19 protein-coding genes are annotated in these 26,559 nt (G+C 73.9%); 7 read left to right on the forward strand and 12 right to left on the reverse strand.

Annotated elements, in window-relative coordinates:
- Positions 1-29 precede the first annotated feature (29 nt).
- From ACFYY6_RS34495 to ACFYY6_RS34515, 5 genes are all read right to left on the reverse strand, one after another.
- Complete coding sequence (locus tag ACFYY6_RS34495) at positions 30-1,103, reverse strand: lactonase family protein (RefSeq protein ID WP_389197248.1); 1,074 nt, start codon at positions 1,101-1,103, stop codon at positions 30-32.
- Positions 1,104-1,235: 132 nt separating this feature from the next.
- Positions 1,236-2,741 carry an FUSC family protein gene (locus ACFYY6_RS34500; protein WP_351516445.1) on the reverse strand — a complete coding sequence of 502 codons (1,506 nt, stop codon included), beginning with the start codon at positions 2,739-2,741 and terminating at the stop codon, positions 1,236-1,238.
- Between the two features lie 243 nt (positions 2,742-2,984).
- Positions 2,985-4,337 carry a sensor histidine kinase gene (locus tag ACFYY6_RS34505; RefSeq protein ID WP_351516446.1) on the reverse strand — a complete coding sequence of 451 codons (1,353 nt, stop codon included), beginning with the start codon at positions 4,335-4,337 and terminating at the stop codon, positions 2,985-2,987.
- A 284-nt stretch (positions 4,338-4,621) separates the two neighbouring features.
- Positions 4,622-5,800: an acyltransferase family protein gene (locus tag ACFYY6_RS34510; protein ID WP_388651938.1), complete on the reverse strand. Its 1,179-nt coding sequence runs from the start codon at positions 5,798-5,800 to the stop codon at positions 4,622-4,624.
- Positions 5,793-6,770, reverse strand: coding sequence for an alpha/beta hydrolase (locus ACFYY6_RS34515; RefSeq protein WP_388651936.1), 978 nt, complete (start codon positions 6,768-6,770; stop codon positions 5,793-5,795). Before ACFYY6_RS34515 ends, ACFYY6_RS34510 begins: the two co-directional genes overlap by 8 nt.
- 226 nt (positions 6,771-6,996) lie before the next feature.
- Here ACFYY6_RS34515 and ACFYY6_RS34520 point away from each other — a divergent pair, with 226 nt between their 5' ends.
- The 3 genes from ACFYY6_RS34520 to ACFYY6_RS34530 all read left to right on the forward strand — a co-directional run bounded on the left by ACFYY6_RS34520 (position 6,997) and on the right by ACFYY6_RS34530 (position 12,994).
- On the forward strand, positions 6,997-7,512 hold the full coding sequence (locus tag ACFYY6_RS34520) for an Lrp/AsnC family transcriptional regulator (protein ID WP_388651934.1): 516 nt from the start codon (positions 6,997-6,999) through the stop codon (positions 7,510-7,512).
- A 427-nt stretch (positions 7,513-7,939) separates the two neighbouring features.
- Positions 7,940-9,130: a protein kinase gene (locus tag ACFYY6_RS34525; protein WP_351516605.1), complete on the forward strand. Its 1,191-nt coding sequence runs from the start codon at positions 7,940-7,942 to the stop codon at positions 9,128-9,130.
- A gap of 357 nt (positions 9,131-9,487) precedes the next feature.
- Positions 9,488-12,994 carry a M28 family peptidase gene (locus tag ACFYY6_RS34530; RefSeq protein WP_388651932.1) on the forward strand — a complete coding sequence of 1,169 codons (3,507 nt, stop codon included), beginning with the start codon at positions 9,488-9,490 and terminating at the stop codon, positions 12,992-12,994.
- A gap of 57 nt (positions 12,995-13,051) precedes the next feature.
- Here ACFYY6_RS34530 and ACFYY6_RS34535 read toward each other — a convergent pair whose 3' ends face one another.
- The gene (locus ACFYY6_RS34535) at positions 13,052-14,497 is read right to left on the reverse strand and encodes a helix-turn-helix transcriptional regulator (protein ID WP_351625889.1); all 1,446 of its coding nucleotides are present in this window, start codon (positions 14,495-14,497) and stop codon (positions 13,052-13,054) included.
- 997 nt (positions 14,498-15,494) lie between these two features.
- On the opposite strand from ACFYY6_RS34535, the gene ACFYY6_RS34540 reads away from it, so the two are divergent.
- Positions 15,495-16,826 (forward strand): geranylgeranyl reductase family protein, encoded by a 1,332-nt coding sequence (locus ACFYY6_RS34540; RefSeq protein ID WP_351516454.1) that lies wholly within the window; start codon positions 15,495-15,497, stop codon positions 16,824-16,826.
- Between the two features lie 115 nt (positions 16,827-16,941).
- Here the strand turns inward: ACFYY6_RS34540 and ACFYY6_RS34545 are convergent, their stop codons facing one another.
- A complete protein-coding gene (locus ACFYY6_RS34545) occupies positions 16,942-17,742 on the reverse strand; it encodes a LysR substrate-binding domain-containing protein (protein ID WP_388651929.1) in 801 nt (266 codons plus the stop codon).
- A 58-nt stretch (positions 17,743-17,800) separates the two neighbouring features.
- On the opposite strand from ACFYY6_RS34545, the gene ACFYY6_RS34550 reads away from it, so the two are divergent.
- Positions 17,801-18,223: a DUF5997 family protein gene (locus tag ACFYY6_RS34550; RefSeq protein WP_386609521.1), complete on the forward strand. Its 423-nt coding sequence runs from the start codon at positions 17,801-17,803 to the stop codon at positions 18,221-18,223.
- 83 nt (positions 18,224-18,306) lie between these two features.
- Positions 18,307-19,494 carry an amidohydrolase gene (locus tag ACFYY6_RS34555; protein WP_389197251.1) on the forward strand — a complete coding sequence of 396 codons (1,188 nt, stop codon included), beginning with the start codon at positions 18,307-18,309 and terminating at the stop codon, positions 19,492-19,494.
- Between the two features lie 38 nt (positions 19,495-19,532).
- Here ACFYY6_RS34555 and ACFYY6_RS34560 read toward each other — a convergent pair whose 3' ends face one another.
- From ACFYY6_RS34560 to ACFYY6_RS34580, 5 genes are all read right to left on the reverse strand, one after another.
- The gene (locus ACFYY6_RS34560) at positions 19,533-20,201 is read right to left on the reverse strand and encodes a response regulator transcription factor (protein ID WP_351516461.1); all 669 of its coding nucleotides are present in this window, start codon (positions 20,199-20,201) and stop codon (positions 19,533-19,535) included.
- A gap of 351 nt (positions 20,202-20,552) precedes the next feature.
- Positions 20,553-21,341, reverse strand: a complete 789-nt coding sequence (locus ACFYY6_RS34565) for an SAM-dependent methyltransferase (protein WP_351516462.1) — start codon at positions 21,339-21,341, stop codon at positions 20,553-20,555.
- A gap of 103 nt (positions 21,342-21,444) precedes the next feature.
- Positions 21,445-22,410, reverse strand: coding sequence for an aldo/keto reductase (locus ACFYY6_RS34570; protein ID WP_351516464.1), 966 nt, complete (start codon positions 22,408-22,410; stop codon positions 21,445-21,447).
- Positions 22,411-22,831: 421 nt separating this feature from the next.
- Positions 22,832-24,718 carry a transketolase gene (locus ACFYY6_RS34575; RefSeq protein ID WP_389197253.1) on the reverse strand — a complete coding sequence of 629 codons (1,887 nt, stop codon included), beginning with the start codon at positions 24,716-24,718 and terminating at the stop codon, positions 22,832-22,834.
- Positions 24,719-25,027: 309 nt separating this feature from the next.
- Entirely contained in the window at positions 25,028-25,798 is a 771-nt protein-coding gene (locus ACFYY6_RS34580) for a dienelactone hydrolase family protein (RefSeq protein ID WP_351516466.1), read from the reverse strand.
- Positions 25,799-26,069: 271 nt separating this feature from the next.
- Between ACFYY6_RS34580 and ACFYY6_RS34585 the strand changes: the two genes are divergently transcribed.
- Positions 26,070-26,468 carry a DUF6221 family protein gene (locus ACFYY6_RS34585; RefSeq protein ID WP_351516467.1) on the forward strand — a complete coding sequence of 133 codons (399 nt, stop codon included), beginning with the start codon at positions 26,070-26,072 and terminating at the stop codon, positions 26,466-26,468.
- Positions 26,469-26,559 lie beyond the last annotated feature (91 nt).

Genomic DNA, 26,559 nt, shown 5'->3' on the forward strand with positions numbered 1-26,559 from the left:
TCGTGGTGCTCGGGACGTGCCGGCGGCCGTCAGGCGAAGACCACGCAGGACGCGGCGGGGACGTCCAGCGAGCCCGCACGACGCGGGATGCCGGTCGTCGCGTCTACGGCGAACCAACTGACGTTCCCCGACCGCTCGTTGGCCGCGTACAGCCACCGCCCGGTGGGGTCGAGCGCGAGATCGCGCGGCCAGTGCCCGCCGCAGTCCACGGTCGTGACCGTCCTCGCCCTCTCACCGGCCGGGTCGAGGGCGAGGACGGAGATGCTGTCGTGCCCCCGGTTCGCGGTCCAGAGGAACCGACCGTCGTGCGAGACGACCACCTCCGACGGATAGGTCACCAGATCCTCGGCGCCCTCCTCCCCCTCGGGCAGCACGGCCGTCTCGGCGACCGGTTCCAGAACGCCCGCGGCGGCGTCCCACCTGCACACGGTGACGGTCGGTTCGAGTTCGTTGAGGACGTAGGCGTGGCCGCCGTCGGGGTGGAAGGCGAGGTGGCGCGGGCCCGTGCCCGGCCGCAGGACCGTCTCGCCGTGCAGACGCAGCGCGCCGGTCGCGGTGTCGAGGGCGCAGATCCGTACGGAGTCGGTTCCGAGGTCCACGCTGAGCACCCAGGCGCCCGAGGGGTCGGGCAGCACCTGATGCGCGTGCGGGGCCCGTTGGCGCTCGGAGTCCGGGCCGCTGCCCTCGTGGCGGAGCACGGAGCCGACGGGGCCGACGGAGCCGTCCGGCCGCAGGGACAGGGCGGTCACGCTGCCGGAACCGTAGTTGGCGGTGAGCAGATGACCGGCCGCGAGAGCCAGATGGGTCGGGCCCTCGCCCTCCACGGGCCGGAGTTCGCCGATCGGCCGCGGCACGTCGCCGGTGATGTCGAGAGCGGCCGCCGCGCCGTGCTCGGTCTCGCTGACCGCGTAGAGCACCCCGCCGCCCGCCCCGTCGCCGACGGCCAGGTACGAGGGATCGGGGACGGCGTCCGTCGCGCCGAGGAAGCTCGGCTCCCCGGTCCCGGCGTCCACGGCGACGGCGGTGATTCCCCGTCCGCCCGCCGAGGTGAACGATCCGATGTAGGCCCGCCCCGCGCCTTCGCCCGCCGCACCGTTTGTCACCGCACTGCCCCTCTCCGCCGACGGACCGCGGCCGTGCGTGCTGCCGCGGTCTCTCCGGAGCGACGGTAGCAGTCGGCCGGTCAAGGTCTGGACCAGGGCCACGGCGGGTGGTACGGGCCCGGCCCCGCCGTGTCACGCGCCGATCGGCGGCGCCCCTGGCGCACTGCGCAGCGGCGCGGCGAGTTCGGCCAGGGCCCGCTCCAGGCCGTGCAGATGGGCGAGGGCGGGCTCGGCGACGGTGACGTGCGGCGGCACGCCGGGCACGTCCGCCCGCCGCGCCGGGTCCGGGGCGGTCAGTGCCTCGACGGACGCCTCGACGCGCCAGCACGCGGCGGCGAGACGGGCGTCGTGGGACGCCTCCGGGTCGGCGGCGACGGAGGCCAGTCCGCGTACTTCCCGGGCGCACGCGTCCAGGAGCGCGAGCACCTGCCGGGCCCTGGCCCGGCGGGCGCGCAGCGGGCTCAGCGGGTGCACCAGCGGCGCCAGTGAGAGCCGGACCCGGCCGAGGAGCGCCTCCAGCTCGGCGATGCGCGGCGCGGGGTCGGCGGTCGCCGAGCCCGCCAGCCGCGCCGCGGCCTCCGCGGTGCAGGCGTGCACGCAGCGCAGGGCCCGCTGGATCCACGCGTCGGTGGTGGCGTGGGTGGTGACGGGCAGCACGAGGAGCACCGCGAGGGCGGCGGCGAGCGCCCCGGCGGCGGTCTCCGTGACCCGCAGCAGGAGCAGGGCGGGGTCGAGCACGCCGAGGAGTCCGTAGAGCGCCCCGGCCAGCACGGTCACGGACAGCATCATCCAGGTGTAGGAGACCGCGGCGGTGTAGAAGATCCCGAAGACGCCGAGCGCGACGAGGAGGGCGCTGGGCACGGGCGCCCCGTGCAGCGGCACGACGACGGCCAGTCCGACGGGAACGCCGATCAGGGTGCCGAGGACCCGGCGGAAGCCGCGCACCAGGGTCTCGCCGCGCGAGGTGGTGTTGACGAAGACCCACCAGGTGGCGCCGACGGCCCAGTACCAGCGCTGTTCGGACAGGAGCAGGCCCGCCGCGAGCGCGACGGCGCCGCCGGCCACGGCCTGGACGGCCTGCCGGGTGGTCGCCCTGGCCAGTCCCGTGCCGGTCGACGGAGCGGGTACGGGGGCGGGCGGCAGCCGTCGTTCGTAGCACCACAGCCCGAAGCGGACGGTCGAGGAGGCGAGGAGGGAGAGGGCGACGGCGGAGTACAGCTCGGGGAGCTGCTGCGGCAGCGTGTGGAGGAACTGCGTGGTGAAGAAGGCCATGAACACGAAGACGCCCAGCGAGTGGCCGCGCGGCCCCCACCTGCGCGCGTACACCCCGAGGCCCATGACGGCGAGAAACGCGGCGCCCCGCGCGGTCGGGTGGTCGTGGAGCACGGCGGCGAGCGCGAGCGCCGGGAAGCCCGCGACGGGCAGCAGCGCGGTCGTGAGGGCCTGGTCCCTGACCGTGGTGTCCAGCACGGTGAACAGCGCGAGCAGTGCGGCGAGTCCGCCCGTGACCGCCGCGACGAGCGAATGTCCCGCCAGTCCGCAGAGGGTGACGGCCAGGCCGATGCCGAGGACGGCCCTGAGCGCGCCGCGCAGCCGCAGCCGGCCCGGGTCCGGGGAAACGAACATCCTCTTCAGCACGTGGCTCCCGATTCGTGCACCGGTTCCGCGCACCGGCATGAAAAAGGCGCCGCGGAGATCCGCAGCGCCATCGACGGGTACATCACAGCACCCCTGAAGACCTTGGCTCAAGCGAAGGCGGATCCACTGGGCCATTGGTCCAGTCGGTGGCTGTCCGGCCGGGCCGGGGGTAGGCCAACGGACCGGAGGGCGACACGGGGCCGTGGACGGCTCGGGACCGGTCCCCGCGGGCACGGTCCGCCGTCAGGGGGTGCGCGGGGCGGGTTCCGCGGGACCGGCGGGACCGTCGGCGGACCGTGCCGGGAGGATCGCCGTCACCTCGTACCCGCCGTCGGGCGTGGGTCCGGTGGCGAGTTCGCCGCCGAGCATCGCGGCGCGTTCCCGCATGCCGAGCAGGCCGTGGCCCGCGCCCGCCGAGGACGGAACGGCCCGTTGGGGCGCCGTGTTGGTGACCCGGAGCGTGAGCCCGGACGGGCGATGGCCGATCTCGACCCGCACCGCGGAGCCGGGTGCGTGCCGCATCGTGTTGCTGAGTGCCTCCTGCACGATGCGGAACGCCGACAGTTCGACGCCCGGGGGGAACGGCCGCCGCTCCCCGGAGACGGTGACGGTGACCGCCAGCCCGGCGCCGCGGGCGTTGCCGACCAGTTCGTCCAGCCGGTCGAGGGTGGGCTGCGGGGCGTGCCGGGCGGCCTCGGTCAGCGGCTCCTCGGAGCGCAGCACGCCGAGGACACGGCGCAGTTCGGTGAGCGCGTCGACGGCGTTCCGGCGGATGGCCTCGGCGTTCTCCCTCAGCGCGTCGGAGGGGTTGTCGACCAGGTGCGGGACGACCTGCGCCTGGATGGAGACGACGGACATGTGGTGGGCGACCACGTCGTGCAGTTCGCGGGCGATCCGGTTCCGCTCCTCCAGGAGGGTGCGCCGCGCGCGTTCCTCGGCGGTGCGTTCCTCCTGGACGACCAGCCGGGTGCGGGCCACCCCGAGTCCGCCCAGCGCGGCGCCGACCACGACGGTGGTGACGAGGACCAGGAGCGCGAGGCGGAGGTCGCCGCCGCCGGGGCGTGGGACGCCCGCGCCGCAGACGAGCCCCGCCAGCACCGTGATCGCGAGCGCCTCGGCGGCGATCCGGGGCCGTACCCGCAGGGCCAGCAGGAACAGCGCCCCGGCCTGCTGGGCGACGGAGGCCCCGTCCCAGGGGAAGGCCGGGCCGCCGGGGACACCGGTCACGGGCACGCCGTTCGAGGGGAACACGTCGCCCTGGTGGGCCTGCGCGGCGAACGGGGTGACGGCGACCATGACGAGCAGCGACGTCCACCAGGCCGGGACCGGGCGGTAGAGCGCGACGACGAGCGACACGGACTGGGCCCCGGCGAAGAGGATGCCGAGCAGGATGCCCGTCCGGTAGTGGAAGGCGTACTGGTTCGTGGCGAGGACGAGCATGCCCACCGCGAGCAGCGTCAGCGGCACGGCGATCACCGGCCGCCATTCCAGCCAACGCGGCGCTCCCGCCCGTCCGTCCGGTTCCGCCCCGGACGTCAGGAGGTCCGCGCGCAGGGTGCGGGGCAGCCCCCGCAGCGTCCGCGGCAGCGCTCGCACGGCCCGCTCCCACGGCCTTCGCCCCGGGCGCCGCGTCGTCCCTCCCCGTCCCACCGTGTCCCCCCGATCCACGACGTGCACCTTACGACCTTGGGAGCAAGAGGGAGCGGGCTCCCGACGCCCTGCGACTCCGCCTCCCGCGTTGTCGTCGGTCACCGACGCTCCATCCCCGAGCTCTCAGCTGCGTTCGAGCAGGGGAGGCCCCATCCGCCGCCCTCCTCCGCCTTGGATTCGAAGCCCCACGACGCCGCTCGCTGATCCACTCCCCATGGTTCCCCAGGTCGTCACGGCCCGGGGATCCGGCAGGAGTCGTCGCGGCGCGGCCGGGCGGAGCGCCCTTCCCGTACGACGGTGCTCCCGGTCCGTGACCGGCCCGTCTCGTAGCCGCGGAACGCCGCCCGGCAGATCAGCAGGGCCAGGGCGAACGCGGGCAGCCAGGCCAGGCGGGCGAACACCCAGCCGGGGGTGTCGGGCGGGGTGTGCAGGCCGGGCAGGGGGGCGTCCAGCAGCAGACCGGTGACGGTGACCGCGATCATCGCCGTCTGGTGCCACAGGAATATCGTCATCGCGGAGAGGTTCGTCACCGCCACCGCCGCCCAGACCGCCGGGCGGCGCAGCACCCTGCGCAACGGTGCGAGGAGCAGCAGGGCCGCTCCGCACTGGGCGAGGCCGAAGCAGACCGCGGCCAGGGTCGGCGGATCGAGGTTGGAGATCTCCTCGCCGGGCACGCCGACCATGGTCGGCGGATAGCCGGCCCACCGCACGAGCGCGACGGCGGCAGCGGCTCCGCCGAGCAGCAGTGCCCATCCGGTCCGGCGACCGCCCAGTTCGCCCCGGGACCAGGCCGCGCCCAGGCAGTACGGCACCAGCCAGCCCGCCACCACGTTGCCCCAGGCGTACGCGCCGGGCGCGTCCGAGCCGAACCGGTGGACGTCGGTGATCAGGACGACGGCGAAGGGCCAGAGCGGATGCAGTCGCGTCACCAGCGGGGTCACCGCCGTCAGCAGCGCGAAGACCGCCACGAACCAGAGCGGGGACCAGACGAGCCGGCAGAGCGCGAGCACGGTGTCCTGGTCGGCGCCGAGGGCGAGCATCGCCGCCACCGCCACGGCCCACACGACCAGCACGACGACGACCGGCCGCAGCAGCCGGGTCAGCCGCCCGCGCAGCCACTGCCCGTGGCTCTCGCCGCGGGCGCGTGCGGAGGCGTGGCTCCGCGCGCCGACCAGCCCGCCGACCACGAAGAAGACGGCGAGGGTCTGGAACACCCAGGACAGCGGGGCGAGTGCGGGCATGGCACGCAGGGGGCTCGCGCCGTGCAGGGTGCCGCTGTCGGCGACCAGCGCGGTCACCAGCCAGTGGCCGAGGACCACGCCGAGGATGGCGAGGGCGCGCAGGGCGTCGACGGCGCGGTCGCGGTCGGCGGGGGTGGCGGCGTCGATCCGCCGGACGAGGTCACGCACGGCGGTCTCCCCCGGGTGCGGTGGCCGGGGCTGCCGCGGCCACGATCCCGGCGATGTTCCTCAGCGGCACGGAGCCGGGGCTGAGGTAGTCGCTGTGTCCGCCGTCGCCCGCTTCGAAGATCCGGGCGCCGAACGCGGGCGAGACCGGGTCGGTGCCGAATCCGATGTCCGCGAAGGGGAGCCGGAGCCTCAGGTGGGGCACGTCCGCGATCCAGTCGTCGCCGCCGCGGCCCGCCCAGACGGTGGCCGTGGTGCGCAGGTCGGCGGCCGTCGCGTAGCCGGTGCCGGGGCTTCCGTACAGAACGATGTCCTGGACGGGCAGTCCGTGCGCGGCCCTGGCGCAGACGACGGAGCCGTAGGAGTGGCACAGGAGAGCCGTCCCGGCCCCGGGCCTGAGTGCGCGCAGTTCGCGGACGAAGTCCCGGAGCGCGGGCGCCGCTTCGGCGGCCCGGCCGGGGGTGAGCGCGGCCGGGCTCACCGTGGCGGGGGTCCGGTAGCCGAGCCAGACGACGACGGCCGTTCCGTCGCCGAGTTCCTCGTGGAGGGCCGTTCCCCCGCCGCGCAACCGCCCGTAGTGGTCGAGGTCCATCCCCGCGCCGGGGACCAGTACGGCGATCCGCTCCGCGTGCGCCAGGTCGCCGAAGACCTCGGCACCACGGCCGCCGTCGCGGCCGTCGAAGGAGAGGAAGCGGCGTCCGGGCTGTGCCATGGCGCGCAGCGCGGCGGCCCGTCCGCGGTCGCCGTGGGCGGCGGCGGCCCGCTCGGCCGCCCGGATGTCCGCGCGGGTCGCGGCGTAGCGTTCGGCCAGTGCCCCGGGGGTGGCGGTGCCCAACGGGTCCCGTGCGGCCGGGGCGGGTGCCGGTACGGCCGCGGGTCCGGCGGCTCCCGCGACGGGCACCGCGACCGAGGCGGCCACCAGTGCGGCGAGCAGGCCGCGACGCAGGCGGGAGGCGCGCGGTGGGGACGGCATGACGGTGTTTCCTTCCGTACCGGACGGCCGGGTCGCCATCGGGTACCGAAGCTAGGGAAGCGGCCCCGTAGTCGGCGTCACGCCGGGGCGTGAAGCTCTCCCGTAGCTCCGGAGGACTAGGGGTATGAGGGGGCCGCCCGGCCTCTCCCGGTCTGTCCGGCAAGGGCATTGACGGGTCATTGGTACAGTCGCAGCCGGATCGTCCCGCACAGGAGGCCGACGGAGCATGGCGGTGGACGCCCTCGACACCCGCATTCTGCGGCTGCTCATCGAGCAGCCGCGGACCAGCGTCCGTGAGTACGCGCGCATCCTCTCCGTCGCCCGAGGCACCCTCCAGGCCCGTATCGACCGGCTGGAGCGGGCCGGGGTGATCACCGGAACGGGGCCGGCCCTCTCCCCCGCCGCGCTGGGCCACCCGGTGCTGGCCTTCGTCCACCTGGAGGTCACCCAGGGGCATCTGGACGAGGTCGGTGCGGCGCTGGCCTCGGTGCCGGAGATCGTCGAGGCGTTCTCGACCACGGGCGGCGGCGATCTGCTGGCCCGGGTGGTGGCCCGTGACAACGAGCATCTGGAGGACGTGATCCAGCGGTTGATCCGGCTGCCCGGGGTGGTGCGGACGCGGACCGAGGTGGCCCTGCGGGAGCGGGTGCCGCACCGGCTGCTGCCGCTGGTCGAATCGGTGGGCCGAGCGGCCGCGGCGGGCCCGGACGTGTCGGCGGGCCGGTCGCCCGGCAGGCGCTGACGCCGTATCGGGGGATCGCGAGGCGTCCCCACGCCGACGCCGGGTCCCGGAGACCGCCGGGTTCCGCAGGCCCGGCCGACCGGCGTCGGAGGTCCACCGGTGCCGGTGTCCCGGCCGGGAGCGCGGCCGGAGGACGTCGTTGGGCCGCCGTCGGCACGGCCACCGGCGCCTCACGAGCCGTCCGCGCGCCGAAACCCCCTGAAACACGGCGAATCCGCATGGGTCCGCGCGGACCGTACGGGTGGGAGCGGGGCGTGCCGTCGCGGTCCGGCGGCCCGATATCCTGATCATGCCGCGCGCCCCCCACCTCGCCCCGATCACGGTCGGGGCGCGCCGTGGCAGTCGGAGCGGCCCACAATTCGAGAATGGTGCACAGGTGCTGGTAGCTGGTCGGTACCGCTTGACGTCCCCCATCGGCCGTGGCGGCATGGGTGAGGTGTGGCGTGCCGAAGACGAAGTGCTCGGCCGCGCGGTGGCCGTGAAGCTGCTGCTGGGCGATCACGCGGACGAGTCCGCCACCGCCCGGTTCCGCCTGGAGGCCCAGACCGCGGCCCGCCTGAGCCACCCTCACCTGGTGGCCGTGTTCGACTTCGGGGCCTGGGAGGGCCGCTTCTTCCTCGTGATGGAGCTCGTCGAGGGCATCAGCCTGGGCGGTCTGCTCACCGCCGAGGAGCGGCTCGGCGCCGAGCGCGTCGCCCGGATCGCCGGCCAGGCGGCCGCGGGGCTGGCCGCGGCCCACCGGCAGGGCATCGTGCACCGCGACATCAAGCCCGGGAACCTGATGCTGGACGCCGAAGGCTCCGTCAAGATCGGCGACTTCGGCATCGCCCAGTTCGTCGACGACCCGTCGGCCGCGCTGACCACCACGGGGCAGATCGTCGGCACCAGCCTCTATCTCGCCCCCGAGCGGGCCCTGGGACGTACCGCCGAGGCGGCGTCCGACATGTACTCCCTCGGCTGCGTGATCTACCAACTGCTGCTGGGCGAGCCGCCGTTCCGCTCGGACACGGCGACCGCCACGCTCTACCAGCACGTCGACACGGCGCCCGTGCCGCTCAGGCAGCGGGGCGTCGACGTGCCTCCGGCCTTCGACTCCTACCTGCTGGGGCTGCTCGCCAAGCAGCCCGAGGACCGGCCCACCGCCCAGCAGGTCGCCGACTGGTTCCAGAGCGACGCGTGGCGGGGTCGTCCGGAGCCCATGCCGTTGTACGGGACGCCGCCCGCCGCGGCGCCGGGCGGCGTCCCGTACGCCTCGGCTCCCGCGCCCCGGCTCGGCCCCGCCCCGGCGACGGGCGGCGCACCGGAGGCACCGGGCCCGACGACGTACCGCATGCCGCAGACCGGGGGGCACCGGCGCCGCCAGCCGGCCCCGCCCGCGCCCGCCCTGCGGCTCACCACCGCCCGGGCGGCGATCAGGCGTCGGCCCAGGGTGGCCAGTGCCATCGCCGGTACCGTCGCCTTCATCGCGGCCGTGTACCTGGGGATGAGCCTGTTCGCCCCCGACTCGGGCCCGGCGGACACCCCGGACAGCGGTCCCACCGCGAACACCGGGGCCCCCGATTCCCCGGCGCCCCCCGCCCGGGACGGCGGGGACGACGAGGGCGACGAACAGGACTGAGGGGCGCACCGCAGTACCGGCGATCCGGCCGGACCCGCTCCGACGCCTTGTCGGGGCACGGCGGACCGGAACGAACTCCGCGCGCTCCCGGGGGCCTTGTACGAATCGGCCACGCGGCTTGACCAAACTTGCCAAGTCGCCGGGCGGCCTCCGCGATTCATTGACGCGGCCATGACGACGTGTGAGTGTTCGGTCGCTCGATCACGGACGACGGCGACGCGGGCGGCCGAGGCCGTGCCTTCGAACCGACGTCTGCTGTACGGCCGGACACCGCCGGTTCGAAGACACGGCCGAAGCGGATGCGACACCGCGCGTCGCTGCCCGTGATCGGGGCCCCCACCGACCCGAGGAGCCTCGATGAAACGCAGACCGTTGACGGCCGGGACCACCCTGGCCGTCCTTGCCGGAATGCTGGTCGTCAGCGGCGGCCGGCCGGCCTCCGCCGAACCCTCCCCGCCCGCCCCCACCGCCCGCGCCGCGATCCAGGCCGCGGTGTCGGCGGCCGACCGTGCCGCCGCCAGCGGTCTCGACACGCTGGCGAAGGGGCCGGACGAGCGGTACGAACGCCAGATGGTGACCCCCTGGGTCAAGGGCATGTACTCCGTCGCCTACCAGCGCACCTACCGCGGTCTGCCGGTCGTCGGCGGGGACGCCGTCGTGATGGCCGACTCCGAGGGCCGGGTGCGCGGCACGCAGTCGGCGCTCCCCCGGCGGATCGACGTACCGACCACGCCGACCGTCCCGGCCGCCACGGCCGAGAGCGTCTCCCGCAAGCGGCTCACCGCCGTGGACCGGGTGGAATCGCACCGCCTCGTGGTGCGCGCCGCGGGCAGGACCCCTCGCCTGGCCTGGGAGACGGTCCTCACCGGACGCACGGCCGAGGCGCCGAGCCGCCTGCACGTCTTCGTCGACGCGGGCAACGGCAAGGTGCTCGACAGCTACGACGACGTCAAGGCCGGTACCGGCAACAGCCAGTGGAACGGCCCCAACCCGCTGACCATCGACACCACCGCGTCGGGCGGTAGCTACTCGCTGCGCGATCCGAACCGGACCGGGCTGAGCTGCGCCGATTACAGCACCGGCGGCGTCTTCGGCAAGTCGAGCGACTCCTGGGGCACCGGCAACGCCTCCAGCAAGGAGACCGGCTGCGTCGACGTCATGTGGGCGGCCCAGCACGAGTGGAACATGCTGCGGGACTGGCTCGGCCGCAACGGGCACGACGGCAACGGCCGCAGCTGGCCGGTCAAGGTCGGTCTGAACGACGTCAATGCCTACTGGGACGGCTCGTCGGTCTCCATCGGGCACAACAACGCCAACCAGTGGATCGGCGCGATGGACGTGGTGGGCCACGAGTTCGGCCACGGCATCGACCAGTACACACCCGGCGGCGCCAACAACGAGTCCGGTCTCGGCGAGGCCACCGGCGACATCATGGGCGCCCTGACCGAGGCGTACACCAACGAGCCGACGCCGTACGACGACCCCGACTACACCGTCGGCGAGAAGATCAACCTGGTCGGCAACGGTCCGATCCGGATCATGTACGACCCCTCGCGGACCGGCGACCCGAACTGCTACAGCTCCTCGATACCCAACACCGAGGAGCACGCGGCGGCCGGTCCGCTGAACCACTGGTTCTACCTGCTGGCCGAGGGCTCCGGCCCGGGAGGCGGCAAGCCCGCCAGCCCGACGTGCAACGGCTCCTCGGTCACCGGTGTCGGCATCCAGAGCGCCGGCAAGGTCTTCTACGGCGGCATGCTGCTCAAGACGAGCGGGATGACCTACAAGCGCTACCGCACGGCCACCCTCACCGCCGCGAAGAACCTCGACGCGAGCTGTGTCCTGTTCGACCGCGCCAAGGCGGCGTGGGACGCCGTCGACGTGCCCGCGCAGAGCGGCGACCCGACCTGCACCTCCAACGGCAACAACGACTTCACGCTGTCCCTGGACCCGTCGTCCGGCTCCGTGAAGCCGGGCGCTTCGGTGACCGCCGCGGTGCGGACCACGGTCGGCTCGGGCAACGCGCAGACGGTGCAGCTGTCGGCGAGCGGTCTTCCGAGCGGCGTCACCGCCTCCTTCAGCCCGTCCTCGGTACAGTCCGGGGCGTCCTCCACGATGACCGTGTCCGCGTCGTCGTCCGCCGCTCCGGGCGCGTACACGTTCACGGTGAAGGGTGACGGCTCCCAGAGCCACACCGTCCAGTACACCCTCACGGTCGACAACGGCGGCGGCAACCCGGGCGGCGGGGTGCCCGACATCGGCGTCGCCGCCGTGCAGGCACACCTGACGCAGCTGAACACCATCGCCACCCAGAACGGCGGCAACCGCCGGGCGGGCAGCGCCGGTCACACCGCGTCGGTGGCCTATGTGAAGGGCAAGCTGGAGGCGGCCGGTTACACCGTCACCGAGCAGACCTGCACCAGTTGCACCTACCGGGGCAACAACCTGATCGCCGACTGGCCGGGCGGCCCGTCCGACCAGACCGTCATGTTCGGCGCCCACCTGGACGGCGTCTCGGCCGGCCCCGGCATCAACGACAACGGTTCGGGCTCCGCCGCGCTGCTGGAGAACGCGCTGGCCCTGGCCAAGGCGAATCCGACGATGACCAAGCACGTCCGCTTCGCCTGGTGGAACGGTGAGGAACAGGGGCTGCAGGGCTCGAAGTTCTACGTCGGACAGCTCACCTCCACCCAGCGCGCCGCCATCAAGGCGTACTACAACTTCGACATGGTCGCCTCGACCAACGGCGGCTACTTCATCAACAACCTCACCTCCGCCGCGTCCGCCCCGATGAAGGAGTACTGGGACTCGCTGAACCTCGCCCCCGAGGAGAACGTCGAGGGCCAGGGCCGGTCCGACGACTACTCGTTCCAGCAGGGCGGCATCCCCACCTCGGGCTACGCCACGGGCGCGAGCGACACCAAGACCTCGGCGCAGGCCGCCAAGTGGGGCGGCACGGCGGGCCGTTCCTACGACCCCTGCTACCACCAGTCCTGCGACACCACCGCCAACATCAACACGACCGCGCTCGACCGCAGCGCCGACGGGATCGCCTACACGGTGTGGAAGACCTCCGTCGGCAGCACCGCGCCCGTCGACGACTTCTCCGTCGCGGTCCAGCCGGCCTCCGGCAGCGTCCAGCCGGGCGGATCCGTCACCACGAGCGTGAAGACCGCGACCACCAGCGGCTCCGCCCAGACGGTGAAACTGACCGCCTCGGGCGCCCCGAGCGGGGTCACCGTCTCGTTCGAACCGGCCTCCGCGCAGTCGGGTTCCTCGTCCACCATGACCGTCTCCGCCGGGTCCGGGACCACGCCCGGCACCTACACCCTCACCGTGACCGGTACCGGCACGGCCACCCACACCACCACCTATTCGCTCGTCGTCGGCGGTGGCAGCGGCGGCTGCCAGGCGACCCAGGCAGTCGTCAACGGCGGCTTCGAGAGCGGGGTCGCCCCGTGGAGCCAGACGGACGGTGTGATCAACAACCGGACGTCGGAGAAGCCCGCGCACAGCGGCTCGTACATGGCGTGGCTCGGCGGCTGGGGCTCCACGCACACCGACACCCTCACCCAGCCCCTGACGGTCCCGGCCGGCTGCTCGACGTACCAGTTGTCGTTCCACCTGCGCACCGACACCGCCGAGTCGGCGGGCTCCCCCGCCTACGACACGCTCACCGTCAAGCTGGGCACCAGGACGCTCGCCACGTACTCCAACGCGGACGCCACGAACTCCTACGTCCAGAAGACCTTCGACGTCGGCGCGTTCGCCGGACAGACGCTCACCCTCGGGTTCACCAGCAGTGAGGACGCCTACCTGCAGACCAGTTTCGTCGTCGACGACGTGACACTGAACGCGAGCTGACGAAGCCCGCGCGGCACACCGGGCGGGGCGCATGCGTACGCGCCCCGCCCTCACCGTTCAGCGGACCACGGCCGCCAGCCGACGGGTGAAGTCGTCGTTCTCCGCACGGCCGGCGCGTCCGACGGCCAACCTGCTGAGCAGACCCCGCAGTTCGAGGCCGAGCAGCGCCGATGCCGTGACCTCCGCAGTGTCCAGCACGGGCCGGGCGATGGCGATCGCCGCCTGCGGGTCGCGGGCGCAGGCATGGGCGTCGGCCATCCGCACCAGGAGCAGTGCCCGCGCCGAGCGCATACCCGGCGGGAGCAGTTCCAGTGCGGCGCGGCTCGCCTCGACCGCGCGCAGCGCCAGCCGCCGCTCCCCGGTCGTGACGGCCAGGTCCCGCAGCGCACCGGCGGCCCCGGACTCCACCCTCAGACGCACGGAGGCGACGGACAGCCACGGCGCCTCCCCCTCGTCCCGCTCGCCGACCCGGTCCAACTGCGCCCGGGAGCGGTCGATATGCCCCAGGGCCTGCCGGATGTCGCCCCGCACCGCGTGCCCGCGCGCCAGGTAGACGTCGCTCATGGCACCGGCCCAGTCCCGCCCGGCGGCGGCCTGCCGGACGGCGCCGCCGTAGGAGAGCGCGGAGGGCGCGTCGCCCTCCAGCCGCGCCAGGGTGCTCATGTCGCTGAGCGCGGCCACCTCCGTCCCGACATGACCGGCCAGGTCCGCCCACATCAGCGACCGGTCGAGCCAGGCCATCGCCGTCGCGTTGCGGCCCCGCAGCAGCCGCAGGCACCCGGCCGACTGCGCGTACTCGGCGGCCAGTGGCGCCAGTTGACGCTGGTACGGGGCGGCGGGCAGCGCCATCCAGCGGAGCATGGCGTGCAGGGTGCGTTCGACCACGGCGGTCGCCCCGGGCCAGGCCCCTTCCTCGTCGGCGCGCAGACAGGCCGCGAGCAGCGCCGTCAGGGCGTGCACGGTGTCCGCGTCCAGCGGTGGGCGCGCGACGGCGGCCGGACCCGGCTCGCAGAAGTCCGAGTACAGCGCGACGATGTCGGCCAGCGCGGGCACGGCGCAGCCGTCGCGGCCGTGCAGCGGGCACACCAGCCCGTAGGTGGGCAGTCGTGCGGGCAGGACGACGTCCGGCGGCAGCATCGAGAGCAGGTCGCCTCCCGCCGGTTCGCCGGGCAGCGGACCCGTGCGGGCACCGGTCGTCGGCCGGCGCGTCGAGGGCCCGTCCTCCGGGACGGTTCCCGGCCCCTCCGCCTCCGCGGCCTCGCAGGCGCCGAGGAGGTCGCCGCCCGCGGTCAGCAGGTCGTCCAGCCTGCGGGCGAGCGGCAGCGGCGTCTTGCGGGTGCCGTGCTCCAGCTTGCTGATGGCGGTGTGGTCGTATCCGACACGGGCACCGACCTGGGCCTGGGTGAGCCCGGCGCGCCTGCGCCACTGGCGCAGCCGGGTCCCGAAGACCAGCCACGCCTCGGCGGTGCGGGCATCCGGCGAGGGGCCCGCGTACTCGGTCACGCGGTGCTCCGCGGAGCCGTGCGGGACGCCCCTCCCGTGCCATGTCCATGGCTCATGGCGGGAGAATAGCGAGTGCGTGTGCGCGCTGTCCCCGGTGCGTCGGCAAGACGGCGCCGCCCCGCTCCCCGCCCGGACATCCACCCCGCCCGTGCACAACCCCCGTGCTCCCCATGCCGGTTGGACCGGGCAGGGCCGCATGAAGAAGTCGCTCAACGGGCATACGACCGGTAATCCGAGTGGAGGTGGTGGCCGTGGGCCGCATCAGGATCGTCCGACGTCCGCAGCCGCCGTCACGGCCGCGCCCCCTCGACCTCCGGACCCCGTCAGGTCGGCCGCTGCCGTACTGAGTCCGCGCCCGCACGACGCGGAGCTCGGCGGGAGAAGAGCACCGGTGGTGCCCGGACCCCCTCCACGTCTCCTCCGGATCGCGGGCCCCGTTGTCGGCTGCTGCACGTCTTGGGCGGGACTCCTGTACTGCACCGTCGTCGGCGTGCCGACGGGCCGTTCCTCCTGCGACCCCGCACGCGTCGGCGCGCACCGGCGGTGCTGAGCGCGGAGGGCGCCGACGCGTGGAACCGGAGCGCGGGCGTCGCGTCCTCTTCTTCGGTGACCGCTTCCCCGCGCGCCGGGTGGCCGGGCCGGAAGTGCTCCGCCACCTCGCCGTGCGCAGCTGCGCGGGCATGCTGACGAGTGCCGTGCTCGCGCTGCTCGCCCGCGGTGCCGTCCTGGCCGGGGTGCTGGTGACCAGGCTGCCCCATCCCGCCACGGGCCCGCCGCAACCGGACGCCCGAGCAGGCGGGCGCGCTGCTCCGGCAGGCGCACGAGGAGGCCCGGGATGTCCTCACCGAACCGAGGGAGGTGGCCCGGCGGGTCCATCCGTCCGCGCTCGACGACCCGGGCCCGGTTCCGCGGCGCCCCTCCCTGATCGATGATGGGGCCCAGGGCCGCCGTCCTCGGTACGGCACCGGCCGACGCGGAATCAGGAAGAAGGGGTCCCATGCGGGAAGCGACACCGGACCGGTCTCCGTCGGACGAGGGGCCCGTTCGCGGTCCGGACGTGGAGGCCCAGGTCATCGTGGTCGGGGCGGGGCCCGCGGGCTCGTCGGCGGCCTTTCATCTCGCGCGGGCGGGGGTCGACGTCCTGCTCCTGGAGAAGTCCGGTTTTCCCCGGGAGAAGGTGTGCGGGGACGGTCTGACGCCTCGCGCGGTGCACCAGCTCATCCGGATGGGCGTCGACATCAAGGCTCCGGGGTGGACGCGTTCGCGCGGGATGCGCTGGGTGGCCGGAGGCCACCGGGTGCACATCGACTGGCCGTCGCTCGGGCGCTATCCGGATTTCGGGCTGACCCGCAGCCGGCACGACTTCGACGACATCCTGGCCCGGCACGCCGTCGCCGCGGGGGCCCGGCTGCGCACCGGCGTGAAGGTGACCGGGCCGTCGACCGACCGGGCCGGGCGCGTCACGGGCGTCACGGCCACCACGACCGCGACCAAGGAACCGCTGGCGTTCCGCGCGCCGATCGTGGTCGCCGCCGACGGCGCATCGGCCCGCCTCGCCATCGCCCTGGGGCTGCAACGGGACGCGCGCAGGCAGATCGCGACGGCCGCCCGCCGCTACTACCGCAGCCCGGAGCGCTCCCGGGAGGAGTACCTGGAGCTGTGGGCCGATCTGCGCTTCCCGGACAGCGACGACTACCTCCCGGGCTACGGCTGGATCTTCCCCATGGGCGACGGCCGGGTCAACGTCGGTCTGGGTGCGCTGCCCCACCGCAAGCGCGGTTCGGCCGATCTGCGCGCGGCGCTGGACCGGTGGCTGGACCGCACCCCGAGCGCGTGGGGGCTGAGCGAGGAGAATGCCGAGGGTCCCGTGCGGAGCGCGGCTCTTCCGCTGGGCTTCAACCGTCATCCCCTGTACACCCGCGGACTCCTCCTCGTCGGCGACTCCGGGGGCATGATCAGCCCCTGGAACGGTGAGGGGATCGGGCAGGCCATGGAGGCGGGGGAGGTCGCGGCCGAGACCGCCGCGCTCGCGCTCGCCCTCCCCCCGGGCCCCGGCAGGGAGCGGGTGCTGCGCGGCTATCCCGTGGAGATGAACCGCCGCTGGGGGCGCTACTACCGCCTCGGCAACGCGGCCGCCGACCTCGTCTTCAGCCGGTCGGGGTTCCAGCCGGTCCTCAACCGGTACGTGATGGGGTCGCCGTTCCTGCTGAACACCCTCGCCCGGCTGCTGACCAACCTCACGGACCGGCCCTCGCGCGATCTTGTCGACCACCTGCTGAACGGTGTCGTACGCGTCGTGCCGGAACCGAGGATGCGGACCGGACGCTGAGCCGGGGCGTGCGTCACCGCGCGTCGCGCCGCCGCCCGCCGGCCGGAGTCGGCTCCCGGTGCCGTCGCCCGCGACAGCTGCCGTCGGGCGTCCGCCAGGGACGACGGGACAGCCCTCAGGACCGGCGGCGGGGCCTTTTGCGCCCGCTGCCGCCCTTGGTGCCGCCGCCGGAGGTGCCGCGCCGGCCCTTGCCGGTCGTTTGACCGGCCGACTTGCCGGCCGCCCTGCCCGCGCCGCCGGCCGAGGGCTTGCGGCGCGCGCCGCCCGTGCGCGGGCTCTCGTCCTTCGGCTGCGCCGGGGTCCTGGGACGGCCCCGCGTGCTGTTGACGGTCCGGCCGCGGACGATGCCGATGAAGTCGTCCACCAGGTCCGTCGTCTCGTCCTCCGGCCACGACAGCGCGACCCGCGACTGAGGGGCGTCGGTCACCGTCCGGTAGGTGAGGTCCTTGCGGTGGTGGAGGCGAGCGAGCGACTGCGGAACGACGAGGAGGCCCACTCCGGCCGCCACCAGTTCGACGGCGTCCCCGGTCGTGGCGGGGCGCTCGATCGCGGGACGTCCCGGCGGGCGCTCCCAGTCGAGGGTGTCGTCGAGCGGGTGCAGCACGATGTCGTCGGCGAGATCCTCCGTGGAGACCTCGTCGGCCGCCGCGACGACGTGGTCCTTCGGCACCACCACGACCGTCGTCTCCGTGTAGAGCGGGATCGCGCTGAGGCCCGTCCGGTCGGTCGGCAGCCGCAGCAGCCCGGCGTCGGCGCCGCCGTCCCGCAGCAGGCCGGCCGCCTCGGCGGCCGGCACCGCGACGAGCTCCAGCGGAACGTCGGGCAGCCGTTCGCGCCAGATCCGCACCCACTTGGCGGGCGTCACCCCCGGGGCATGGGCGAGCCGGAACACGGGGGCTTCTTCGGAGCTGGTCACCCCGCAAGGTTACCGGCCCTGGTCAGAGGCGGTGCGCACGCTCGATACCCTGGACACCATGACGTCGCACAAGACCGCCCAGACGATGAAGCCCGCGACCGCGGCGAAGAAACTGGGTGTGTACCTCGAGGCCACCCCCGCCGCGTTCCGGGAGGGTGTCGTCTCGCGCACCGAACTGAACGCGCTGCAGTCCGATCCGCCCGAGTGGCTGCGCGAGCTGCGACGCAACGGCCCGCACCCCCGTCCCGTGGTCGCGGCGAAGCTGGGGGTCTCCATCTCGGGTCTCGCCCGCGGCGGGATCACGGACGCGCTCACCACGGAGCAGATCGAGGAACTGAAGAAGGAGAACCCCGACTGGCTCCAGCGGGAGCGCACCACCCAGGCGGAGGTCCGGAAGGAAGCGGTCCGCATCAAGGAGAAGCAGGCGCAGAAGGAGAAGCGCGCGGAGGACTCCGGACGGAGCGCCGACCCGCGCGACTGACTCCCGCGTGTCGCGACGGCCCCCGGGCCGTCGCGAGGGAGCTTTCCAGCCCCCCAAGGGCCCATTCGGCATACCATCCCTCCATGACCCGTGCGACTCTGGTGAACGTCCGCCCCTGGGGCGCCGAGCCCGTGGACATCGTGATGTCCGGGGCCGCGATCGAGGCCGTGGTGCCCGCGGGCCGGGCGAGCGGCGGCGGCGAACGCATAGAAGGCGGCGGGCTCTTGGCGCTGCCCGGCTTCATCAACGCGCATGCCCATGTGGACAAGAGCTGGTGGGGGCAGCCCTGGGTCCCGTACGGCGGCGAGGCCACGACGCAGGGTCGTATCGCCCACGAACGCGCGACGCGCGACGGGCTTGGTATCCCGAACGCGGCCTCGACCACTGCGGTGCTCCGCGAGTTCCTCCGGCACGGCACGACGGCGGTGCGCAGCCACGTGGACGTCGACCTCGGTGTCGGGCTGCGCGGCATCGAGACCGTTCGCGAGGCGGTGGACTCCCTCGGTGGTGCCATCGAGGTGGAGATCGTCGCGTTCCCGCAGGACGGCGTGGTCCGCCGTCCCGGGGTGCTGGATCTGCTCGACCGCGCGGCCTCGGCCGGAGCGACGAGCATCGGCGGCATCGACCCCGCGTCCATCGACCGTGATCCCGTGGCACAGCTCGACGGACTGTTCGCGGTCGCGGAGCGGCGTGGCGTGGGCCTCGACATCCATCTGCACGACGGCGGGGAACTCGGCGCGTTCCAGTTCGAGCTCATCATCGACCGCACCCGGCGCTCCGGGCTCCACGGCAGGGTGACGATCTCCCACGGCTTCGCCCTCGGGGAGCTTCCGGCGGAGCGCCGGCAGGACCTGCTCGACGGCTGCGCGGAGACCGGCATCGCCTGGACGACCGTGGCCCCGCCCCGTACCGCGCCGCTCCCCTGGCGCGGGATGCGGGAACGCGGTGTCCCGCTCGGTCTCGGCACCGACGGAATCCGCGATCTGTGGTCGCCGTTCGGCGATGGCGACCTGCTGCGCGTGGCCCTCGGCTTCGCACGGCTCCACGGCCTGCGCACCGACGAGGACCTCGCCCACGCGGTGGAGCTGGCCTCCACCCGCGCGGCCGGGTTCGTCCACCGAGCGGTCCACGACCTCGTCGCGAGGGCACGCGCGGACATCGTCCTGGTCGACGCCGAGAACACGCAGGACGCCCTCGTCCGCGCGCCGCGCCGGCAGCTCGTGATCTCCGGCGGCCAGGTGGTCGTGCGCGACGGCGAGCTGCGGGTCTGACGTTCCCGGAAGGGCGCGGGGCCCGACGCCCGGGCGGCTCAGTACCCGCTCGGGCGCACCAGCCCCGTCTCGTAGGCGTGGATCGCGGCCTGGGTGCGGTCGCGCACGCCCAGCTTGGCCAGGATGCGGCTCACATGCGTCTTCACGGTCTGCTCCGCCACGACCAGACGCTCGGCGATCTCCGCGTTGGACAGGCCCTGCGCGATGAGGGCGAGGACCTCGGTCTCGCGTTCCGTGAGGTTGCCGCTGCGTGACGTGGAGGGACCGCGGGGAACGTCGGAGATCCGGGAGAACTCGGCGATGAGGCGCTTGGTGATGTTCGGCGAGAGCAGTGCCTCGCCGGCCGCCACCACCCGTACGGCATGGGCGAGTTCCGTGGCCGAGGCGTCCTTGAGCAGAAATCCGGACGCTCCGGCGCGCAGCGCCTCGTACACGTACTCGTCGAGGTCGAAGGTGGTCAGGACGAGCACCCTGGTGGCGGACGACGACGCGGTGACGCGTCGGGTCGCCTCGATGCCGCCGACCCCGGGCATCCGTATGTCCATCAGTACGACGTCGGGGGCGAGTTCGGCTGCCTTGGCGACGGCGTCGGCGCCGTCCACGGCCTGCCCGACGACCTCGATGCCAGGTTCGGCGTCGAGCAGCACCGTGAAGCCCTGACGGACCATCACCTGGTCGTCGGCGATCAGCACACGGGTGGTCGTCACGGAGGGCCTCCAGAGGATCCGGCGGTTGTGCGGGGAGCCGCCCGGGCGGCGACACGATCATCCCGCAGTCCCGTTACGGAGGACACCGGGGCCGTGCCGCCCCGGGTCCCGGACAACGCCGGGGCGGGGCGGGAGAGTTCCGGCCGATGCCGCGGAAGCGATTCCGGCGCAGGGACGTTCTCCGACACGGGCCGGGGCGTCCTTCGACCGTGGGCGACGGGGACGCGGGCGGGCACGGTGCCCCGTGCGGCGAGGGCGCGGTGCGTACACGTACGCTCCCCGTCCGGCGCCCCCGAGGGCTGCCGGACCGGGCGCGGGGCCCGCGGAGCCCGGGGCGTGCGACCGGGGCGGTCAGGGCTTGCGCGCCACTCCGGCGTACATGTTCGTCGTGGTGGCGGGCGGTTCCTCGCCTGCCGGAGGCCGCCACGAAGTCATCGGCACGACACCGGGGTCCACCAGGTCCAATCCGGTGAACAGCCCCTCGACCTCCGCCCGGTCGCGCAGGTACATGGGGATGCCGCGCTCGGTGTACTCGCGCGCGAGGGCCTTCGAACCCGGCGCGAGATCGGCGGTGGCGAGCGTGACCGCCAGATGGCTTCCGGGCGCGAGCGGTTCCATCAGCGTCTCGACCAGGCCCTGTGCGTCCGCGACGAACTGGAGCATGGCGATGACCGTCACCGCGACCGGCCGCGTCAGGTCGAGGGTTTGGTGGAGGGCCGGGTCGGCCAGGAGGGTGCCGGGGGCGTTCATGTCGCTCTGGATGTACGCGGTCCGGCCCTCGGGGGTGCTGCGCATCAGTGCGTCGGCGTGTGCGAGGACGACCGGGTCGTTGTCGACGTAGACGATCCGCGCCTCGGGGGCCACGTCCTGCACGACCTGGTGCAGGTTGGGTTCGGTCGGGATGCCGGTGCCGATGTCGAGGAACTGGCGCATCCCGGCCTCCGTCGCCAGCCAGTGCGCCATGCGGCGCATCGCCGCCCGGTTCGCCAGCATGCTCGTGCGCAGACCGGGCCAGGCCCTCAACGAGGCCTCGGCCGCCAGGCGGTCCACCTCGTAGTGGTCCTTGCCGCCCAGAATGCAGTCGTACACCCGTGCCGAATGGGCCCGGCCGCCGACCCGTTCGGTCTCCCGCTGGTTCATGCTCCACCGCCTGGTTCGTCGTCGTTCTCCGCGCCCGGTCGGCGCGGCGGGCGCGGCCCGCGCAGGTTCGGGCCACGCAGGTGCGTCGGTCGCAACGCGGTGCTCAGGAATAGAAGTTGCGCTGCCACCGGTGCCGGGCCAGCACGGCGAGCTGCTCCGCGGTGAGCGAACGCCCGTCACTCACTGCCGTGTTGCGCTCGACGTTGCGCGCGCTGCGCATGCCGGGGATGACGGTGGAGACCTCGGGCGAACTCAGCACGAACCGCAGGGCGTACTCCGCGATCCCGTCCGTCGGGACACCGAGGTCGGCGGCGATCGCGGCCACGCGCCGTTCGACCTGTGCCGGGCGGTCGTCGCGGAAGTACCGCCCGCGCCAGTCCCCTTCGGGGAACGTCGTGCCCGCGGTGATGCGACCGGTCAGACCGCCCTCGTCGAGCGGCACCCGGACGATCACGCCGACGCCGTGCTCCGCACAGGCCGGCAGCAGTTCGTCGGCCGGTGCCTGGTCGAAGACGTTGTAGATGACCTGCACGCTGTCCACGGCGCCGCTGCGTACGAGCGCGAGCGCGCTGTCGGGCCGGTGGTCGTTGACGGAGACGCCGAACAGGCGGATCTTCCCCTCCTGTTTGAGCGCGCCGATCGTCTCCAGCCAGTCGCCGCGGCCGACCCAGTCGTCGCTCCAGACGTGGAACTGCAGGACGTCGAAGTGGTCCAGCCCCGATACGCGCAGACTGGTCTCCAGGCTCTCGCGGATGTGCTCGCCCGGGAACGTCTCGGCCGGGTCGATGCCCTCGGGGGCCGGCCACATCCGGTTCTTCGGCGGCACCTTGGTGGCGACGAGCACCTCGTCGCCCGGCCGTTCGCGCACGACCCGGCCGACGATCCGTTCGCTCTCGCCGTAACCCCGGGCGGTGTCCACGAAATTGACCCCGAGTTCGACGGCGCGGTGCAGGGCGCGCACGGACTCGCTCTCCGTGGCCCCCACCCAGGCGGACTCGCCGATGCCCCAGGCGCCGTAACCGATCTCGGACACCGACAGCCCACTGCGTCCCAGCGCGCGACAGCGCACAGTCGTCCTCCTCGTCGTCGTCCCCTTCCCGGCGGCGCCGTCGCGCTCACCGGGCAATCCCCCTCGACGATAAGCGACTTGGGGCTGATGTGACGGGTGGGTTTCGCGAAGACCGCCACCGCGGCGCGCGCACGACGGACCCGCCACGGTGGGGAGCGGGCTCACCGGGCGGCGGCGCCGGTACGACGCCGCTCGACGGCCCGGCCGACGTCCTCCTCCAACACGTCGGCGTCGATGGCGAACGCGGCGGCTGAACCCGCGCCGGCGGCGGGGACGACCTGGGCCCGGGTCGACGACGTTGCCGACGGCCCATACACCCGGGACCGCGGTGCGGCCCCGCGCCGGACCGCGCTCGCAGGAGGAACCGGAATCCTGACCGCCGCCGCGTGCGAAGGCGGTCTCCCCCGGCGCCGCGCCCCGTTCAGCCGCCGGCTCGACGGCCGACGAGCTCCCGCCCGGTCCGCGCGATGTGGGTGCGGGAGATGCCGGCCGCGTCGAGCAGTTCGGCGCTGGTCCCGGAACCCGGCAGGTCGCGTACGGCGAGATGGGCGAACACCGGGGTCAGCCGCTGCGCGGCGAGCGCGGACAGCACGGCCTCGCCGATGCCTCCCTCGGGGTGGTGGTCCTCCGCGACGACCAGTGCTCCGGTGTCCCGGGCGGCGCGGGCGAGCGTGTCGAGGTCGACCGGCTTGACGGAGTACAGGTCGACGACGCGCGCGGGGACACCGTCGGCGGCCAGCACGTCCGCCGCGGCGAGGCATTCGTGGAGGGTGACGCCCGCACCGACGAGGGTGACCCGGTCGTCGGGGCCGGAACGCAGGGTCTTGGAACCGCCGACGGGGAACGTCTCGTCGGGTGCGTAGAGGACGGGGTAGGCGCCCCGGGTGGTGCGCAGGTAGGAGATGCCGTCCAGGTAGGCCATGGCGGCGGTCAGGGCGGCGGCGGACGTCGCGTCGGAGGGGTAGAGCACGGTGGAGCCGTGGACGGCGCGCATCATGGCGAGATCCTCCAGACCCATCTGGGAGGGCCCGTCGGCGCCGATCTCGACCCCGCAGTGGGTTCCGCACAGGCTCATCGAGATCCCGGAGACGGCCGCCATGCGGATGAAGTCGTGGGCCCGGGTGAGGAAGGCGGCGAAGGTGGTGGCGTAGGGGCGGTAGCCGCGCGCGGCCATGCCGACCGCGGACGCGATCATCTGCTGTTCGGCGATGTAGGTCTGGAAGTACCGCTCGGGATGGGCCTTGCCGAAGTCCTCCGCGTGGGTGGAGTTGCCCACCTCGGCGTCCAGGGCCAAGATGTCGGGCCGGTCGCCGACCGCGGCGAGCGCCTTGCCGAAGGCGACGCGGGTGGCGACGGTCTCGCCGGTCCGGAACTGCGGCAGCACGACCCGCACCGGGGCGGGCGGGGCGACCACGGGGGCCGCGGGCGGCCGGTGGCCGCGCACGGTGAGGTGGCGTACCCCGCCGAGTTCGGCGACGGCACGGGCGGCGAGGTCGTCGGGCAGCACCTTGCCGTGCCAGCCCTCGGCGTCCGCGATCTCGAAGACGCCCTGGCCCTTGACGGTGCGGGCGACGACGACGGTGGGGGCCTGCCCGTCGCGCGCGGTGGTCAGGGCCTCGTCGACGGCCTCGAGGTCGTGGCCGTCGACGACGAGGGCGCGGCAGCCGAACGCCTCGGCGCGGCGGGCGTAGGCGCCGGTGTCCCATCCCAGCTCCGTGGGGCCGCGCTGGCCGAGCCGGTTGACGTCGATGATCGCGACGAAGTTGGCCAGCCGGTGGCGGCCCGCCTTGTCCAGGGCCTCCCACACCGAGCCCTCGGTCATCTCGCTGTCGCCGCACAGGACCCACACGCGGTACGGCTCGTGCTCCAGATCGCGTCCGGCGAGCGCGATGCCGACCCCGTACGCGATGCCCTGGCCCAGCGATCCGGTGGCCGCGTCCACCCAGGGCAGCACCGGAGTGGGGTGCCCCTGGAGGCGGCCACCGGCGCGGCGGTAGGTGGTCATCAGCTCCTCCTCGCCGATCGCGCCGGCGGCGAGGAACATCGCGTACAGCAGGGGCGAGGCGTGTCCCTTGGAGAAGATCAGGTGGTCGTTGGCGGGGTTGTGCGGGTGCTGCCAGTCGTAGCGCAGATGGCGGGTCATGAGGACGGCCATCAGGTCGGCGGCGGACAGGCTGGAGGTCGGGTGCCCGGAACCGGCGGAGGTGCTGGCGCGAACGGAGTCGACGCGCAGTTGCTGGGCCAGTTCGAAGACCTCGTCCAGGCCGCCGTCGGGTCCGAGGGGGGTGCGGGTGTTCTCGGCCGTCATCACGGCCTCCTCTCGTCCGGTCCTCCGCCTCCCGTCCGCCACCTCCCGACGGTCCGGTTCCGCGTTCCGGGCGTTCCACGGCCGTCGGCGCGCGGCCACGGGGCGGCGCGCCCGGGAGCGGGGCGGCACAGCGGGGCACGGCACCGTGCCCCTTGCCGACCGTATGTCCCGGGCGCGCGGGCCGCGATTCAGAGCCTGCCGGGTGGCCTTCGGCCGGAAGCCGGACGCGGCACGGCGCGCGGTGCCAAGGCGCCGGAAACGTGCGCACCTGGGCGTGGCCGCACCGGTCACCGGTCCCCCGACGGGCCCTCAGGCGCGGGACGGTCCGACGGTGCGGTCCAGGAGGGCCAGCAGCGCGGTCCAGTGACGCTCGTCCGCGTCGCGGTCGTACGCGGCGGTGTCCGCCTGGGTGAATCCGTGCCGTGCCCCGGCATAGACCTCGCCGCGGTGACGCACGCCCGCTGCGGTGAGAGCCTCGTCGAGGCGGGCGATCTGCTCGGGCGGCAGCGCGGGGTCCTCGTCGGCGTGGCCGAAGTACAGCTCCGCGGTGATCCGGTCGGCGAGCAGATGGGGGCTGTCGGCGGAATCGGTGGCCAGCCGCGCGCCGTGGAAGCCGGCCGCGGCCGCGATCCGGTCCGGGTACGTGCCCGCGGTGCGCAGGGCGAGGCCGGCGCCCATGCAGTACCCGGTGACGGCGACCGGCCCGTCGGCGGCCGCGGGGCAGTCCGCCAGCCACGTCAGGTAGGCGTCCGCGTCGCGCATCGCCAGGTCGGGGGTGAGCGAGCGCAGGATCGGCCCGAGGCGCTCGAAGATCTCCGGACGTGCGGCCGGATCGATGAAGTCGGGCAGTTCGACCACCGGGGCCCGGCCGTGGCGGTGGAAGACGTTGGGGACCAGGACGGTGTATCCGGCTCCGGCGAGACGGTCGGCCATGCTGCTGAGCCGGGGCCGGAGTCCGAAGGCGTCCATGTAGAGGAGGACCGCGGGATGCGGTACTCCGTCGTCCGGGTGGACCAGATAGGCGTCGGCGACGCCGTCCGGTGTGGCGATGTCCACGGACGTCCCGTGCACGGCGGTCATGGGCGGTTCCCTTCACTTCTCGCTTGTGGCGGCTCTTCGTGCTCGCGGCGGTTCTTCCCGGTCGTGCCGCCGCCCGGCGCGCGGGCACGGCCGGGCGGAAGGTGACCGGCGCCCCGGCGGGAGCGGGCGGCGCCGACCATGTCATGAGCACTGTTCCGGTCCCCCGACTCGGTATCGTCGAGCGGCAGCCTCGGTCGAAGAACAGTACTCGGGCGGACAGCAGGTGCGGTTTCCGGCAGGGGACCAGGACGGTGAAGGATGCGGAACCCCGATGACAGACAACTCCGACATGATCGAATTCGTTCGGGCGCGTCTCGCCGAGGAGGAGCGGATCGCGCAGGCGGCGGGCGGGGACAGCTGGCGCTGCCCGTCCGGGATGTCCGGCGAGGTCCACGACCGGACCGGTGCCATCACGTTCAGCCTGCGCGGTCACGGTTTCGATCAGCACATCGCCCTCCAGGACCCCGCGCGCACCCGCCGTCGCATCGAGACGAGCAGGGTTCTCCTCAACGAGTACGCGGAGGTGGCCGACCAGGACACCGACCGTCCCGACCACGACTTCTCGTCCGGCCGCGCGGTCGGTCTCGGTTTCGCCGTGCGGCAGCTGGCCGCGGAACACGCGGGCCATCCCGACTACCGGGCGAAGTGGCTGCCGCGGTTCATCCACTAGTACTGCAATCACAGTTGCAGGTTGTGGCCTCGGCGTTTGTAGTGACTGCGGCGGGCCCGGGTCTGGCTGAGGCGTCTCCACCATGACCAGC

This window comes from Streptomyces sp. NPDC001750, assembly GCF_042892615.1.
Taxonomy (GTDB): Bacteria; Actinomycetota; Actinomycetes; order Streptomycetales; family Streptomycetaceae; genus Streptomyces.

Bases quoted from the DNA above. Each gene is read 5' to 3' on its own strand.
- ACFYY6_RS34585 (WP_351516467.1), top strand. From the start codon at position 26,070: ATGACAGACAACTCCGACATGATCGAATTCGTTCGGGCGCGTCTCGCC.
- ACFYY6_RS34575 (WP_389197253.1), bottom strand. From the start codon at position 24,718: ATGACGGCCGAGAACACCCGCACCCCCCTCGGACCCGACGGCGGCCTG.
- ACFYY6_RS34550 (WP_386609521.1), top strand. From the start codon at position 17,801: ATGACGTCGCACAAGACCGCCCAGACGATGAAGCCCGCGACCGCGGCG.
- ACFYY6_RS34525 (WP_351516605.1), top strand. From the start codon at position 7,940: ATGGGTGAGGTGTGGCGTGCCGAAGACGAAGTGCTCGGCCGCGCGGTG.
- ACFYY6_RS34580 (WP_351516466.1), bottom strand. From the start codon at position 25,798: ATGACCGCCGTGCACGGGACGTCCGTGGACATCGCCACACCGGACGGC.
- ACFYY6_RS34555 (WP_389197251.1), top strand. From the start codon at position 18,307: ATGACCCGTGCGACTCTGGTGAACGTCCGCCCCTGGGGCGCCGAGCCC.
- ACFYY6_RS34530 (WP_388651932.1), top strand. From the start codon at position 9,488: ATGAAACGCAGACCGTTGACGGCCGGGACCACCCTGGCCGTCCTTGCC.
- ACFYY6_RS34565 (WP_351516462.1), bottom strand. From the start codon at position 21,341: ATGAACCAGCGGGAGACCGAACGGGTCGGCGGCCGGGCCCATTCGGCA.
- ACFYY6_RS34520 (WP_388651934.1), top strand. From the start codon at position 6,997: ATGGCGGTGGACGCCCTCGACACCCGCATTCTGCGGCTGCTCATCGAG.
- ACFYY6_RS34515 (WP_388651936.1), bottom strand. From the start codon at position 6,770: ATGCCGTCCCCACCGCGCGCCTCCCGCCTGCGTCGCGGCCTGCTCGCC.
- ACFYY6_RS34540 (WP_351516454.1), top strand. From the start codon at position 15,495: ATGCGGGAAGCGACACCGGACCGGTCTCCGTCGGACGAGGGGCCCGTT.